Annotated in this window: 11 protein-coding genes; 10 read left to right on the top strand and 1 reads right to left on the bottom strand. The window is 66.7% G+C overall.

The genetic code is table 11. From position 1 onward, the window contains the following. The first annotated feature begins 486 nt into the window (after positions 1-486). From sbnA to LFT45_RS10625, 8 genes are all read left to right on the top strand, one after another. Positions 487-1,500, top strand: coding sequence for a 2,3-diaminopropionate biosynthesis protein SbnA (gene sbnA, locus LFT45_RS10585; RefSeq protein WP_236808498.1), 1,014 nt, complete (start codon positions 487-489; stop codon positions 1,498-1,500). Between the two features lie 65 nt (positions 1,501-1,565). Further along, the gene (locus LFT45_RS10595) at positions 1,566-4,403 is read left to right on the top strand and encodes a Pls/PosA family non-ribosomal peptide synthetase (RefSeq protein WP_272912826.1); all 2,838 of its coding nucleotides are present in this window, start codon (positions 1,566-1,568) and stop codon (positions 4,401-4,403) included. After that, complete coding sequence (locus LFT45_RS10600) at positions 4,400-7,003, top strand: non-ribosomal peptide synthetase (protein WP_236808510.1); 2,604 nt, start codon at positions 4,400-4,402, stop codon at positions 7,001-7,003. The genes LFT45_RS10595 and LFT45_RS10600 overlap by 4 nt, the downstream gene beginning before the upstream one ends. Before the next feature lie 16 nt (positions 7,004-7,019). Then, the gene (locus LFT45_RS10605; RefSeq protein WP_236808512.1) at positions 7,020-8,027 is read left to right on the top strand and encodes a TauD/TfdA family dioxygenase; all 1,008 of its coding nucleotides are present in this window, start codon (positions 7,020-7,022) and stop codon (positions 8,025-8,027) included. Further along, a complete protein-coding gene (gene sbnB, locus LFT45_RS10610) occupies positions 8,024-9,091 on the top strand; it encodes a 2,3-diaminopropionate biosynthesis protein SbnB (protein WP_236808519.1) in 1,068 nt (355 codons plus the stop codon). The genes LFT45_RS10605 and sbnB overlap by 4 nt, the downstream gene beginning before the upstream one ends. A 1-nt stretch (position 9,092) precedes the next feature. Next, on the top strand, positions 9,093-9,554 hold the full coding sequence (locus LFT45_RS10615; RefSeq protein WP_236808521.1) for a hypothetical protein: 462 nt from the start codon (positions 9,093-9,095) through the stop codon (positions 9,552-9,554). A 4-nt stretch (positions 9,555-9,558) separates the two neighbouring features. Continuing rightward, positions 9,559-10,728 carry a LuxE/PaaK family acyltransferase gene (locus LFT45_RS10620; protein WP_236808523.1) on the top strand — a complete coding sequence of 390 codons (1,170 nt, stop codon included), beginning with the start codon at positions 9,559-9,561 and terminating at the stop codon, positions 10,726-10,728. Beyond that, entirely contained in the window at positions 10,725-11,363 is a 639-nt protein-coding gene (locus tag LFT45_RS10625; RefSeq protein ID WP_236808525.1) for a hypothetical protein, read from the top strand. Before LFT45_RS10620 ends, LFT45_RS10625 begins: the two co-directional genes overlap by 4 nt. 190 nt (positions 11,364-11,553) lie before the next feature. On the opposite strand, the gene LFT45_RS10630 is transcribed toward LFT45_RS10625, so the two are convergent. Further along, entirely contained in the window at positions 11,554-12,648 is a 1,095-nt protein-coding gene (locus tag LFT45_RS10630) for a S66 family peptidase (protein WP_442863621.1), read from the bottom strand. A 173-nt stretch (positions 12,649-12,821) separates the two neighbouring features. Here LFT45_RS10630 and istA point away from each other — a divergent pair, with 173 nt between their 5' ends. Further along, on the top strand, positions 12,822-14,342 hold the full coding sequence (istA, locus tag LFT45_RS10635) for an IS21 family transposase (protein ID WP_336885583.1): 1,521 nt from the start codon (positions 12,822-12,824) through the stop codon (positions 14,340-14,342). Further along, on the top strand, positions 14,339-15,124 hold the full coding sequence (gene istB / locus LFT45_RS10640) for an IS21-like element helper ATPase IstB (protein WP_236804791.1): 786 nt from the start codon (positions 14,339-14,341) through the stop codon (positions 15,122-15,124). The genes istA and istB overlap by 4 nt, the downstream gene beginning before the upstream one ends. The last annotated feature ends 364 nt before the right edge of the window (positions 15,125-15,488 follow it).

Below are 15,488 nucleotides of genomic sequence, written 5' to 3' on the forward strand. Positions count from 1 at the left end.
AAGGAGCAGCCTCCGCCGGCCCGTCCTGAACCGATTGCGGCCAGCCATCAGCGCGTCGCGGAGCCGGTCCCCGGTGCCAGGCCTGGGCAGTCTCCTCGGTGAGGGTCGTGCGGACACTGGAACTCCCAAGGCCAATAATCGATAGCCCCCTGGCCTCAACAGGGGGTTGCCTAAGAGATACAAGTCCCCAAACCGTGCCAGCACGGAAGCGCGCACCACAACGAGACCGCACTATTGATTTACCGGATCAAAGGACAGATTCGGCGAATAAGGCCCTCAGGAAAGATCGCGACGACCTCGGCCACCAACGGCCATTCCGGTGGCCGCAGTGTTCCGTTCGTGCCGCTCTGCGCGGCTGTTCTGAAAAGTGAACCTGGTCCGGACGCAGATGTCCGTCACCCTTCAAACACAACCACCCATTACACACAAGCTGGCAGGAACATCCCCAACCCTGGCCAGGCTCATGGCAGGGGAACGAGGAAGAACATGCCGATTATCAAGGATCCGCACCTGTTTAACGAGCAGAGCCTGTTCGTTGATCTGGAAGGGGTGCTAGCCCGCCGCCTCTATCTGAAGATCGAAGGGTTCAATTACGCCGGCTCCATTAAGCTCAAGCCCGCGCGGGAGATGGTCGAGCGCGCCGAGCGGGAGGGGCTGATCGGCCCCGGCTCCATCCTGGTGGAGTCCTCCTCGGGCAACCTCGGCGTCGCGCTCAGCATGATCGCGGCCAGCAAGGGATACCGCTTCGTGTGTGTGATCGATCCGCGCTGCAACCCGGCAACCCGGCAGCTGATGGAGTCGCTCGGGGCGCAGGTGGACCTGGTCACCGAACCGGATCCCGTTGACGGCTTCCTCGGAGCCCGGCTCAACCACGTGCGGGACCTGTGCGCGTCTGATGAGCGGTACATCTGGCTCAATCAGTACACCAATCCCGGCAACTGGGGGGCGCATTACCGCTGGACTGCCCCCGAGATCTCCAATGAGTTCCCGGACCTGGACGTGTTGTTCGTGGGTGCCGGGACAACGGGGACCTTGATGGGTTGCGCGCGGTATTTCCGTGAGCACCGGCCCGATGTCCGGATTGTCGCGGTCGACGCGGCAGGTTCGGTGTCGTTCGGCGGCGAGCCGGCTACCCGCCTGATCCCGGGACTGGGCATGAGCGTGCGGCCGCCGCAGCTCGACGAGTCCTTGATCGATGATGTGGTGATGGTCGAGGAACTGGACACGGTGCGCGCCTGCCACCGCCTGGCGGCTTCCGGTTTCATGCTCGGTGGCTCGACCGGGACCGTGGTCCACGGCGCTGTGTCGTGGCTCGCGGACCACGAGGCCCGGGACCTGACGGCGGTGGCCATCTCTCCGGACATGGGCCGTCCCTATCTGGACACTATCTACAACCCTGCCTGGGTGCGCGATCAGTTCGGGGCCGAAGCGCTGCACCCAGCACCCGTACCGGTGGCCGCTTACGTGGCCGCCGCCGCACAAGGGAGTTTCCTGCAGTGAGCCTGCCCGTCGAGAACCTTCAGGGGACTTTGCGTCCCACGCCTTCCATTAATCCCCCTATTTCTGTGACAACCGTGGCTCCGGCCGGGGACGGCTCTCCAGCCACGCCGGCCACGGGTGCGGACGTTGTTTTGGAGCGCCGGCTTGCGGCTCTGCTCGCATCTGTGGTGAAGAAGGACGATGTCCGCGTGGACGCCAACTTCTTCTACGAGTTGGGTGCGGACTCGTTGGTCATGGCGCAGTTCTGCGCCCGGGTGCGTAAGCAGCCGGACCTGCCGGTGGTGTCGATCAAGGACATCTACCGGTACCCGACGATCTCGGCGCTGGCAGCGGCCCTGGCGCCGGCGGAAGAGGCGACGGCGCAGGTGCAGGTGCAGGACCGGCTGGCGGAGGTGCTGTCCGGCGTGCTCGGCGTGGAGCAGGTGCCGGTGGACGCCAATTTCTTCCAGGACCTGGGCGCCGACTCGCTGGTGATGGCGAAGTTCTGTGCCCGGGTGCGCAAGCAGCCGGACCTGCCTGTGGTGTCGATCAAGGACATTTACCGGTACCCGACGGTCTCGGCGCTGGCCGCGGCCCTGGCACCGGCGGAAGAGGCGACGGCACGGGTGCAGGTAGAGGACCGGTTGGCGGAGCCCTCGCCGGTCGCGGCTTCGGTGCCGGAGACTCCGGCGCCGATGGACGCCCGGACGTGGGAGTACGTCACCTGCGGGGCCCTGCAGGTGCTTGTCTACCTTGGATACTGTGTCCTTGCTGGCGTGCTCGCGGTGGTGGGGTACCAGTGGGTATTCCCGAAAGCGGGGCCGGGTAACCATGATTGGTTGGGCCATGGGATGAGCCTGTTGGAGATTTATCTGCGGTCGGTCGCGTACGCCGGGGCGACGTTCGTGCTGCTGAGTGTCCTGCCGGTGGCTGCGAAGTGGATTTTGATCGGGCGCTTCCGGCCCGGGGAGATCCGTATCTGGAGCCTGGCGTACTTCCGGTTCTGGCTGGTGAAGACCCTGATGCGGACCTCACCCCTGTCACTGATGGCCGGTTCCCCGCTGACGACCTTTTACTTGCGGGCCATGGGTGCCAAGGTGGGCCGGAACGTGACGATCATGACCAAGCGCCTGCCGGTCTGCACCGACCTGCTCACGATCGGGGAGGGGACGGTGATCCGCAAGGACGTGATCGCCAGCGGCTACCGGGCCCACGGCGGCGTCATCGAGTTTGGTGCGGTGACCCTGGGCCGCGACGTGATCGTCGGCGAGGGCGGCATCCTGGACATTAACACGGCTATGGGAGACGGCTCGCAGTTGGGCCACCGGTCAAGTTTGTACGCGGGCCAGGCGGTACCGGTGGAGGAGCGCTGGCACGGTACGCCGGGCAGGGCCACGGAGGCGGACTTCCGTACGGTTGAGGCCACGCCCTACCGGCCCTGGCGCCGGGGGTGGTTCGCGTTCACCCAGTTCTTGAGTGCGGTGGGGCTGGGCCGGGTCATGCTGACCATCGCCATCGCCCTCGTCGTCCTGGCGGTTCCGCGGGTGGCGGCTTTGTTGGAGCCGCACCCGTTGGCGTTCACTGACTGGTCCTTCTACGCCCACGCTGTTGGCCTCGCCGGACTAACCGTCCTCGGTGGAACGGCCGCGGCGCTGGTCCTGGTAACGACCGTGCCGCGGCTGCTGAACCTCGCTTTGAAGCCCGACACGGTGTATCCGCTGTTCGGGCTGCGGGACGGCGCGGCGCGGGCGGTGACGAGGCTGAGCAACAATGCCATGCTTGGAGGGTTGTTCGGGGACAGCTCGTACGTGGTGAACTACCTGCGGGCCATCGGGTACGACCTGGGGCAGGTCCAGCAGACCGGCTCGAACATGGGCACGGTGTTCAAGCACGACAACCCTTTCCTTTCCTCGATCGGCACCGGCACGATGATCGCGGACGCGGTGTCGTTTATGAACGCCGACTACTCGCCGACCTCGTTCAAGGTCAGCCGGGCGGCGATCGGCGCGAACAACTTCCTGGGCAACGGCGTTTTCTACCCGGCCGGGGCAAGGACCGGGGACAACTGCCTGCTCGCGACCATGGTGGCGGTCCCCATCGACGGGCCGGTGCGCCATGACGTGGGCCTGCTCGGGTCGCCGGCGTTCGAGATCCCCCGCTCGGTCCTCCGGGACACCCTCCCCGAGGAACATACGCACCGTGCGCAGTTCCGCCGGGACCTGGCGGCCAAGAACAGGCACAACCTCCGCACGATGGCCCTGGTGATGCTGGTGCGCTGGCTCAACCTCGCGCTGGCCATGATCATCATGTTCGCCGCCCTGGAGATGTCCGACCAGTTCGGGTTCCTTGCCTTTAGCGCGTCGTTTGTTGTGATGCTCCTGATTGGTTTGCTGGTCCCCAGCGGCATCGAGCACATCGTGACGCGGTCCGGGCGGCTTCAGCCCCAGCTCTGCTCCATCTACTACCCGTACTTTTGGTGGCACGAGCGGTACTGGAAGCTGCAGATGCAGAGCCGGTACATGGCCCTCCTGGACGGGACGCCGTTCAAGCCGCTGGTCTGGCGTCTGCTCGGGGTGCGGATCGGGTCCCGGGTCTTCGACGACGGCTGCGCGTTCCCCGATCGGGGCCTGGTGACGATCGGTTCCCGCTGCACGCTGAACGCCGGCTCCGCGGTGCAGTGCCATTCCCAGGAGGACGGAATGTTCAAGACCGATCGCACCGTCCTTGGGGACGGCGTCACGCTCGGCGTCGGCTGCCTTGTCCACTACGGCGTGACCGTCGAAGACGGTTCCGTCGTCACCACCGACTCCTTCGTGATGAAGGGGACGACCCTCGCCAGCGGATCTCTGTGGGGTGGCAACCCGGCCGAAGAGGCCCCGGCCGCCGCCACGAACCCCCTCGCGCTGGAAAGGCTCGGATCATGACCGCCACCACCACTGCGGCGACCTGCCGCACCGCCGGCCCCTCCTCGGGCCGGGGAGAAGACCGGACCGCGCCCCCGGGTGCCGCACCGACGGTGATTCCGAGGTGGACGCGGGATCCCCGGCCGGGTCAGGGGCGGATCGACGTGGCAGTGCCTGAGGACCTGCGCCAGGCGGTGCGGACCGTGTCCCGCATGTTGGACGCGGCTCCTGCATCGATCTGGCTGGCAGCTCATGCCAGGGTGCTCCAGGCCCTGTCCGGCGAAACAGAGGTCACGACCGGCTGCAAGGACGCGTCCGGGACGTGGCAGTGCAGCCTGGATCTGACCCACCGGTCCTGGCGGGCCCTCGTCTCCGATGCGAACGGCCGCCACATGCGGGCCCGGGCGGAGCAGTCCGGCCCCGGGCAGGCCAGTCACGCCTCGGCCGCCCCGGGCTACGAGGTGGTATTCAGCACCGGCCATGACGAGGATTCCGAGCTGCCGGAGGGCATCGTGCTCGGTTTGTCGGTCGGGAACACGGCCACCGGCGAGGCGCTTCGCCTGAAGTACCGGGGGGATGTTCTCGACGAGGACGCCGCCTTCCGGATCGCCGGTTATCACCTCGCCGCGCTCCGTGGCCTGGTAACGGACCCGGGGTCGGACCCCTTCGAGGTTGATCTCGTCGGGCCGGAGGAGCGGTGCTTTCAGCTTGAGCGGCTTGCCGGGCCGGTGCGGCCGCGGCCGCGGCGACGTTTCCATGAGTTGTTCGAGGAGCGGGTCCGGGAGCATCCGGGGCGTGTTGCGGCGGTTCAGGACGGGCGGGAGTGGACGTACTCGGAGCTGAACGCCCGCGCCAACCGGGTCGCCCGTGCCCTGCTCGGGCGTGGGCTGGGCGCGGAGGACATCGTGGCGGTCGTCGCCGAACGGGATCTGGAGTGGATGGCCGCTGTGATCGGGATCTTCAAGGCCGGGGGCGCGTATCTGCCGATCGAGCCGCACTTCCCGGCCGACCGGACCGCCAGAACGCTCACGCGGGCCGGGGCCCGGGTGGTGCTCACCGAAGCCGGCAGCACCACCACCCTGGATGAGGCACTGGAGGCAATGCCTGCGGTGGCGAGGCTTCTGTTCGAGGACATCGAGGCCGAGGGGCACCCCGCTAACGATCCCGGCCTGGTGGTGCGCCCGGACCAGCTCGCTTATGTCTATTTCACCTCGGGGTCCACGGGCGAGCCGAAGGGTGCGATGTGTGAGCACGAGGGCATGGTGAACCACCTGTATGCGAAGATCGAGGATTTGGGGATTGGTCCTGGGGACGTCGTGGCCCAGACCGCCCCGCAATGTTTCGATATCTCGCTGTGGCAGCTGGTCTCGGCGCTGGTCGTCGGGGGCCGGACCCTGATTGTCGGGCAGGACCGCATCCTTGACGTGGAGCGGTTCATCGACACGGTGGACCGGGGCGCGGTGGCGGTCTTCCAGGTCGTCCCGTCGTATCTGGACGCCGTGGTGGCGTACCTGGGCGGCAAGCCCCGCGCCTTACCGGCGCTGCGTTGCGTCTCGGCGACAGGGGAGGCGTTGAAGCGTGAGCTGGTCCGCCGCTGGTTCGAGGTGATGCCGGACGTGAAGCTGGTCAACGCCTACGGGCTGACCGAAACCTCGGATGACACGAACCACGAAGTGATGAGTGCGGCGCCGGCGGGCGGTTCGGTGCCGCTGGGCCCGCCGGTCCCGAACGTCCGGATCCACATCCTCGATGAGTCCCAGCGGCTGGTGCCCCTCGGAGCGCCGGGTGAGATCGCGTTCTCCGGGGTGTGCGTGGGCCGCGGCTACATTAACGACCCGGAGCGCACCGCGCAGGCTTACTCCACCGATCCCTATGTGGACGGTGCGCGGCTTTACCGGGCCGGTGACTTCGGCCGCTGGTCCCCGGAGGGCAAGCTGGAGTACCTGGGCCGGCGGGACAACCAGGTCAAAATCTCCGGGTTCCGGATCGAGATCGGCGACATCGAGAACGCGCTGCTGCGGGTTCCCGGAGTCCGCGACGGCGCCGTCGTCGTGGGCGAGGGCACTGTCGTCGGTGAGGGCACTGTCGTCGGTGAAGGCGCAGGGCAGTCCAGGTTCCTCGTGGCGTTCTACACCGGCAGTCGGCCGCTCGAGGTTGAGGACATCCGTGGCGAGATGGCCGCGCGGGTACCGGGCTACATGGTTCCCTCGGCGTACAGGTGGCAGGAGAGCCTGCCCCTGACCGGCAACGGAAAGATTGACCGGAAGGCCCTGACCCGCACCGCGGGCGAGGTCCTTCCCGAGGCCGGAACCGCCCGGGAAGCGCTCTCCGCGGCCGAGGAACGGCTCGCCCAGGCGTGGGCGGGCGTGCTCGGCCTGCCGGTGGCCCGGATCGGCGGACAGGACTCGTTCTTTGCCCTGGGCGGGACGTCACTGTCAGCGGTGAAGCTCGCCGTCCTGCTCAAACGCGCGGTCTCGATCAAGGACATCATGCAGACCCCGGTCCTGGCGGACCTGGCAGCCCTGCTCGAAGCCGCCTCCCCGGCCGGCGCCGCCTCCCCGGCCGGCGCTGCCGGGCCCGACTCCCTGGCCCCGGCGGCCATTCCCACCCGTCACCCATGAAACGAAAGGACCTCTGATGTCCACTCCTTCACCCAGGATCCAGTTCGACGTCGAACGCCAGGCCGGCCGGGCGCCGCTGCTCACCGTCGGGAACGGCCACGACCCGGTGCGGTGGGCCGAAGAGAACCGTGAGGCGCTGCGTGCGGCGGTCGATGAGCACGGCGCCGTCCTGGTCCGCGGCCTGGGCCTGCGCGACCCGGCCGAAGTGGCCGATACCTTCGGGCAGCTGGTTCCCGGCGGGCTCATGCCGGACCGGGAGGCGTTCGCCGCCAGGCAGCCCTACCTGGACGGCGTGTACTCATCCCTGACCTGGCCCGCGAACCAGCCCATGTGCATGCACCACGAGCTCAGCTACGCACTCGAGTTCCCCTCCCTGATGCTCTTCGCCTGCCTGCAGGCACCCGGCACCGGGGGAGTGACCGGTGTCGCGGACGCCCGCGCCGTGCTCGATGCCATACCGCCGGAGATCGTCGCCCGGTTCGAAAGCCAGGGGTGGCTGCTGGCCCGCAGCTACAACGAGGACATCGGTGCCTCCTACGAGGAGGCGTTCGGGGTCTCCGACCGTGCCGGGGTCGAGGAGTACTGCCGGGCGCACCAGATCGAGTTCCAGTGGCAGCCCGACGGGGAGCTGCGCACCCGGCAACGGCGCCCCGCCGTCCTCCGGCACCCGGTGACCGGCCAGCGCTGCTGGTTCAACCAGGTCGCGTTCCTGAGCGAATGGACAATCGCGCCCGAGGTACGGGAGTACCTGGTGGACGTCTACGGTCCCGACGGGCTGCCCTTCAACACCCGCTTCGGCAACGGCGAACCGATCGGCGAGGACATCATCGCCCTCCTGAACGAGGTCTACGAAGCCCACACCCTCCGCAGCCCCTGGGAAACCGGGGACCTCATGCTGGTCGACAACATCCGCATGGCCCACAGCCGCGAGGCCTACGAAGGACCCCGGGAGATCCTCGTCGGCATGGCCGAACCACGCAACATCTTCGATCTCGAAAACCACACCCAGGACGGTGCACGATGACAGAATTCGCCACTTCCCCAGCCGCAGCGGCCGCAGAACCGAAGACAGTTCCACCCTTCGCGGTCGTTTCAGGGGCCCAGGTGCAGCAGGTCCTCCAGGGCCGGGAAAAACAGGTCGTCGAACTGGTCGAGCAAACCTACCGGGTCCACGCAGCCGGAGACTCGGTGAACCCGCCCTCCTATTTCCTGCGCTTCCCGGACCGGCCCACCTCACGCATCATCGCCCTGCCCGCCTCGATCGGCGGACAGATCGAGGTCGACGGCATCAAATGGGTCTCCAGCTTCCCGGAGAACGTCTCCTCGGGAATCCCGCGCGCCTCAGCGGTGCTGATCCTCAACGACCAGGAAACCGGCTACCCCTTCGCCTGCATGGAAGGCTCCATCATCAGCGCCTCCAGAACCGCCGCATCGGCCGCCGCGGCAGCCGACTGGCTCAGCCGGGACCGCGGGCGCCCACGAAGGATCGGGTTCTTCGGCGTCGGCCTCATAGCCCGCTACATCCACACCTACCTCAAAGCCACCAACTGGTCCTTCGACGAAATAGGCGTCTTCGACCTCTCAGGCGAGAGTGCCGAGGGCTTCAAAGGCTACCTCGAGCGCAGCGGCACCGGAGCCCGCGTGAGCGTACACGAGGACCCCGAACAGCTGATCAGAAACAGCGACCTCATCGTGTTCGCCACCGTCGCGGGCGAACCGCACGTGCACGACACGACCTGGTTCGCGCACAACCCGCTGGTCCTGCACGTGTCCCTGCGCGACCTGGCCCCCGAGATCCTGCTCGCCTCAACCAACATCCTCGACGACATCGAGCACTGCCTCAAAGCCGGAACATCAGCCCACCTCGCGGAACAGATGGTCGGCAACAGGAACTTCGTCGACGGCACCCTGGCCGACGTCATGGAAGGCAAAATCCCCCTCCCGCAGGACCGCCCCACCGTATTCTCACCCTTCGGCCTCGGCGTCCTCGACCTCGCCGTAGGCAAATACGTCTACGACGAACTCGCCCACACAGGCCAACTCCACGTCCTCAACGACTTCTTCTCCGAGCTGCGTAGGCACGGCTAGCGTGGAACGCTCGGACGCGCGGGAGGAGACGTATCCGGCGCATGGGCAGAGTGACAGATTCAGCCCGTACGTCCGGTGCGAGTGGCTGCAGTACGACTATGGCCTTTGCTTGGTTCCGGACATGGGGCTTGAACCATTCACGATGTGGCGGTACCGCCATCTCCTGCCCGTGGCCGACGGGCCGGTGCATTATTCACTGCCCATCGGCGGCACGCCGCAGGTTCCGGCCCGGGAGCTGAGAGCCTTGGGAACATCGCCCCTGTGGGTTGCCTGGGTGTTCCGCGTTCCTGACGGTAACGCGGCCGCCGTCGACCTGTCGCGGAAGAGACGACCCAATGAGGGGCAGTCTCATTCCGGCAACGGCCGGACCTCCGATGATGATGCTGCCAGCGCGCGCGTGCTGCCAATCCAGTCCCAACAATTCGTGCCCATCTGGGCGACGACCGAGCAAACCGAGGAGTGACAGAATGCTCTCCCTACCGCAGATGCTGGGGAATGTGTCCAAGGCATACGTCCAGTCTCCTGAGGACTGGTCACGGTCGGTGACCGACGTCCTGCGGGAGGCCGCGATCTACCACCAGGCCGGTAACGGCTTCTACCGCGCCCAGTGTGAGGCGTTGGGAGTCGATCCCGGCACGATCAACGACATCAAGGACCTGAAATCCCTGCCGTTGTTGCCGGTCGGCATGTTCAAGCGTCCCGACGCCAGGGTGCTGCTGACCTGCTCCCTGGCCGACGTCGAGACCGAAACCCGCTCCAGCGGAACCCGCGGTGTGCCGTCCGTCGCCCCCCGCAACAGCGAGACATCGACCCGGGCGCTGGTCGCCCTGATCGGGACCTACCGGGAGTTCTTCAGTCTCTCCGGGGGCGCGGGACTTTTCCTGAACCCCTCGGACCCCGAAGCCTCGGAGATGGGACTGCTCAAGGACTTGAACGTCCTGAACAGCGTTTTCGACCATCACGCCTATCTCGTTGCCGACCGGGCGTTCGACGCCGGGGAGGCCCTGGAGCACCTGCGCCGGTGGGCCGGACACATGACACGCCACATCATCAGTCCGCCGTTCCTCATCGGCCGGCTCCTGCGGTTCCTTGAGCAGGAGAACATCAAGGTGCGCCTGGACCCGTACAGCATGATCATCACCCTCGGCGGCTGGAAACGGCACACGGCCGAGGCTATCCCTGACGAAGACTTGCGGGAGCGGTGCCACGACCTGCTTGGCGTGCGGGCGGTGAACGTGCGGGACATGTACGGGATGATCGAGTCGAACATGCTCGCTGTCGAGTGCCACCTGCACCGCAAGCACGTTCCGCCGTGGTGCTACATCTCCATCCGGGACCCTGGCCAGAGCGGCAAGGAGCTCGCCCCGGGACAGACCGGCACCATCGCCATACTGGACGCCCTCAGCACCAGCTACCCCGGTTTCCTCCTCACCGACGACATCGGCGACGTCCAGACCGGCACCTGCGGGTGCGGCAGAACCGGCCAGGTCATCACCTACCGCCGCCAGGGACAGGGCGGCGGGCCTGGCCACTGCCCGGTCAGCATCGAGCGCTACCTCGGCCCGGGCACAACCGCCGGGGCTGAGGTGCCGGCACGGCAGGGCCGTGTGGCGGTGATGGAAAGGACAGGCCCATGAAAGCGCCGTCCTCCATCGCCGGAACCCGCCCGTTCCGCAGTACGGCCACCGCCCAGCAGGAACCGGCACCGCCCACGGTCAGCCAGATGCATGAAATAACGACCGGCAGCAGCACGCCGCCCGCAGTGCAGACAGACCCGGCCGCGAACGTACGCGCCGGCGTCACAGTCTATTTCCTCGGCGGCGAGCAGAACCTGCTCTACGTTGAGGTCAACGGACAGTGGGTGGAATACGTCAAGTCCGCCCCGCCGCCTGCGGATCCGAGGCCGGCAGCTCAAACGCCCCTGACCCGGCCAAACCCGCACACGGACACAAACCAAAACGCCCGCCCGGGCCCCGACGGATGGCCGCGCCCTCCTGCATGGCCTGACCCCGTCCACTGGGCCGGCTACACCTGCCACAGCCCCTATGAAATCACCCGGGAACGCAAACGCCGGGTCTACCACGATCCCGCCACCAGGCCGGACCTGATACTCACCGCAAACGGTGGGGCGCCCGCGCTGCCCCTGCCGGTCCTGGAGCCAGCCGGGCACCTGGCAGACCCGGAACCATGGCTCGATCCCGACACGGGAAACCGGTTCTCCTCCGTCCAGGCCAGCACCGTCCTGAAGCTGCTGAGATACGCCCCGCGCTAACCGTTTACGGCTCCCGCTGTTTGGTTTGGTAAGACACCGCCCCGCTCACACCGAGGTTCCAGTTCGGCAAAATAGCCTGATGAGAGACGTGAGGCAGTTAGCCGCGGGACGGACCCTTCCGCCCACCTGGGACGCTGCCCACTGCTGAGTGGAAGCACCCTGCGAGCCTTAAACAACTTCAACCGATTGTTCAGCTAGACGGCGCACCTCGGGTGTAGTCGGCGGTAACCACCTGCGTAAAACCGTCTAGCCGAATACTCCCGCCATAGGGCAGGATCCACTGAGGACGAGTGTGCCCGAACGGGACGCCGAGACAGACGACGGCATCATCGTTGTAGCGCGCAACCTCGCTGATTACTGCCTCATAATGACTCGTCCGGAGCTGTGCGCGGTCGTGGGGAGGCGGCACAACCCCATGGTTGCTCGCTGGAGGTCGCGCGACCAGGATTCCGTTAACGGCGGCCAGGACGCCTCTCTCACCGAGAGCACGTACCCACCTCCTGATCTGCACTGCGGGTGGAATCTCCTCGCTTGCTTCGAGAAGGAGGATTTTGCCCTGGAGGCACTCGAGCGGCGGCAGTCGGTTCGCAAGCGCAAGCTGGTCTATGACCTCGAAGCACCCGCCCCAAGTGCCGCCTTCTGCGATACGCCTTGGTCCCGCCCACAGCCACGGCTCAGTGCGCTCACGCGAGCCGAAGTCCGTCAGAGCACTGGGCGAACGCCAGTCCGGTCCAAAATCTTCTGACGCACCTGGATCGAAGATGTTCACATGGGCATCTTCGAAGAGGGCGGCGCGCAGTGAGGTTAGATGAACCTCATCGATGTGGGGGCCCGGTCCGATGTGCACTTGGGTTGACCCGCCGTAATAGCCTGGGATACCCAAAGACCACAGCCAGTTGAGGATATTGGTGTTGTCGCTATAGCCGAAGAACGGCTTCGGGTCCGAAAGGGCAAGTTCAGCATTGAGGTGCGCGACGACGGTGATCTGGTCGTCGCCGCCGACGGTTGTGAAGATGGCCCGGATGCTGGGGTCAGCGAAGGCGGCGTTTACGTCGGCGGCGCGTTCTTGAGCCGACGCTCCCAGCGTGCGGGTCGTCGCATACTCCACGGGCACGAGCCCCGTCACGGAGAAGAGCCGCTGCATAGCCCGCTCGTGAATAGCCGGCGCGAACCCCGGCGCGGCAAATGACGGGGACAGAACAGCAACTCGATCACCCGGCGCAACCTTAGGAAGGGGCACGAATGTTAGCGGCCATGAAAAACTGCCCGTAGATGGCCACGGAATTGCCCGCTGATGGCCACCGGGACTGCCCGCCTGTGGCCATGAGTTCTGCCCAGCCATGGCCGCTTGGTTTGCCCGCATTGTTCGCTTGTCCCGCCGTGTCGTAAGACGGCGGGGGCCTCTTCCCGTTTGGATGTCGGTGTCGAATCGAATCCGCTGACAGGAAGAGGCCCTGAATGAAGGATGCCCTAGAAACCGTGAAAATTCTTGCTGCCTATGATCTGACCAAGTCGCTGCGCGGTGCAGCGGAGCTGTCGGGTTGTTCCCACCACACTGTTGACCGGCTGGTCCAGGCCCGTGATGCCGGGCGTGCACCGGGCGGTGTGACGGACCGGCCCCGGGTCACCGACGAGTGGCTTCCAAAGATCGAGGAATGGGTCGAAAAGTCCAAGGGCCGGATCCGCGCCGATGTCATCCATGACAAGCTCGCCGCGATGGGCTACCGAGGTTCGGACCGCTCCACCCGCCGCGCCGTTTCCCAGGTCAAAGAGGCCTACCGGCGCGGGAACAAAAGGGTCCACCGTCCCTGGATCACCGAGCCAGGCGCCTGGCTTCAGTACGATTTCGGCGACGGGCCCGTCATCGACGGGGTCAAGACCGTACTGTTCGTCGCCTGGCTGGCCTGGTCCCGGTTCCGCATCGTGATCCCGCTGCGTGACCGGACGGCGCCGAGCGTGTTCTCCGCCCTGGACCGGTCATTCCGGCTGCTCGGCGGCGCGCCAACGTATGTGCTGACCGATAACGAGAAGACCGTCACCACCATGCATGTGGCCGGCGTGCCGGTCCGTAACCAGCAGACGCTGGCGTTCGCCAGGCACTACTCCGTCGAGGTGCTCACCTGCCAGCCGGCGGACCCGGCATCCAAGGGCGGGGTCGAATCGTCTGTGAAGATCGCCAAGGCAGACCTGGTGCCCAAGGACACCAACCTGCGAGACGAATACGCCTCGTTCGCCGCGCTCGAGACGGCCTGCACCGCGTTCATGGACCAGATCAACACGCGCGAGCACCGGACCACCCGCCGCCGCCCGGTCGACATGCTCGCCGAGGAGGCCGCGTCCCTGCACCGCGTCCCGGACACAGCGCATACCCTCGCCTACGGGGTCGGGCGCCGGGTGCCGGAAAACACGCCGATGGTCTCGGTCGAAAACGCCCAATACTCCGTGCCTGCCCATCTGCTCGGCGCCGAGGTGTTCGCCCGCTTCCACGGGACCGGCCCGGATGCTCAGGTCGTGATCGTGCATGTTGGTGCCGGCGGGCCGGTCGAGGTCGCCCGGCACCGACTTGCCCGGCCCGGGTCCCCGGCGATCCTGGACGCACATTTCCCGGACCATCAGCAGAAGGTGCCCGGCGACTACAAACCCGTGCCGCGGTCCACGGCGGAAGCAGAATTCCTGGGCATTGGCGCCGGCGCGAGGACCTGGCTGCTGGAGGCCGCCGCGGCCGGAGCGCAGCGGATCAACGTGAAGATGGCCGAGGCTGTCGCGCTGGCCAAGATCGCGGGGACTGCCGAGGTCGATAAGGCCCTGGGCGTTGCCGCGATCCACCACCGCTTCGCGCACGGCGACCTCGCGTCGCTGTTGAACGCGGGCGGAAACCACACCGGGCTGCGCACCGCCGCGGAGGACAAGTCCCTCACCCAGGGCACCGCCGGGTGGGCCGGCCTCGGCACCACCGGCGCCGGGGAGGGCGCCCGATGAGCATCACGACCGCGAACAGCACCGCACCGGCTCTGCCCGCCGACCTCGAGGCACTCATGCGGCAACTGAAAATGCCCCACGCCCGCGCCATCGCCCCGGACGTGTTGGCCACCGCCCGCGCTCAGCGCTGGGAACCGGCCGAGGTCATCAAAGCACTGCTCGCGGAGGAGACCAAGGGCCGGGCCCGGTCGATGCTCGCCACCCGCCGCAAGGCTGCAGGGTTCCCGACCGGCAAGACGTTCGCCCTCTGGGACGAAGCCGCGTCCTCGATCCCGGCACCGACCCAACAGGCCCTGCGCACCCTGGAATGGATCCACCGGAAAGAAAACCTCGTCGTCTGCGGCCCCTCCGGGACCGGAAAGACATTCTTCCTCGAAGCCCTCGGCCAGCAGGCCGTCGAAGAAGGGATGCGCGTCGCCTGGTTCACCCTTGAGGACCTCGGCGCCCTGATCCGTTCGCACCGGGCCGACGACACCGTCACCCGGGCCGTGGCTAGGATCCTGCGCGCAGATCTCGTGGTCGTGGATGACATCGGCCTCCTCGCCGTGGCCACCGACGCCGCCGAAGGCCTCTACCGGGTCGTCGACGCAGCCTATGAAAAACGGGCCGTCGCGGTCTCCTCGAACCTTCACCCCGCAGGCTTCGACGAGCTCATGCCCAAAACCCTGGCCACCGCGACTGTGGACCGGCTCCTGCACCACGCCCACGTCTGCCAAACCACCGGCGACTCCATCCGCCTCACCCAGGCCCTGGCCGGAAAGGGCGTCATGCCACTGAACTAAACCCCAAACTGGTGGCCAGCAAACCCCATCCCCAAGCGGGCAAACCAGCTGGCCACCACTGGGCAGTTCTACTGGCCACCAGCGGGCAGAAATGCTGGCCGCCTACGGGCAATTCCTAATGGCCGTTGACACACGAAGGCCGCGGACTGTGGCACCCATCGATTCAACCACCTCTAGGCCCGCTGAGGCAGCCACTGCTATCCGGAATATGCTGGCGGAGTTTGCCACACCGGAGCGAAGTGTCCCGCTCTCCTTGCCCAGGCAGGCTGGCAGCAGACGGTTCGTCATGCCGTCGTCAGGGGATTACTGGCCCGGCTGGATACAGCAGATCCGGGTCTGCCGCATTACACCCGTTCACGGTGTC

This window comes from Arthrobacter sp. FW305-BF8, assembly GCF_021789315.1.
In the GTDB taxonomy this organism is placed as follows: Bacteria; Actinomycetota; Actinomycetes; order Actinomycetales; family Micrococcaceae; genus Arthrobacter.

Excerpts from the sequence above, each read along its gene's own strand:
- sbnA (WP_236808498.1), top strand. The coding sequence starts at position 487 with ATGCCGATTATCAAGGATCCGCACCTGTTTAACGAGCAGAGCCTGTTC.
- LFT45_RS10625 (WP_236808525.1), top strand. The coding sequence starts at position 10,725 with ATGAAAGCGCCGTCCTCCATCGCCGGAACCCGCCCGTTCCGCAGTACG.
- LFT45_RS10620 (WP_236808523.1), top strand. The coding sequence starts at position 9,559 with ATGCTCTCCCTACCGCAGATGCTGGGGAATGTGTCCAAGGCATACGTC.
- istA (WP_336885583.1), top strand. The coding sequence starts at position 12,822 with ATGAAGGATGCCCTAGAAACCGTGAAAATTCTTGCTGCCTATGATCTG.
- LFT45_RS10600 (WP_236808510.1), top strand. The coding sequence starts at position 4,400 with ATGACCGCCACCACCACTGCGGCGACCTGCCGCACCGCCGGCCCCTCC.
- sbnB (WP_236808519.1), top strand. The coding sequence starts at position 8,024 with ATGACAGAATTCGCCACTTCCCCAGCCGCAGCGGCCGCAGAACCGAAG.
- LFT45_RS10605 (WP_236808512.1), top strand. The coding sequence starts at position 7,020 with ATGTCCACTCCTTCACCCAGGATCCAGTTCGACGTCGAACGCCAGGCC.
- istB (WP_236804791.1), top strand. The coding sequence starts at position 14,339 with ATGAGCATCACGACCGCGAACAGCACCGCACCGGCTCTGCCCGCCGAC.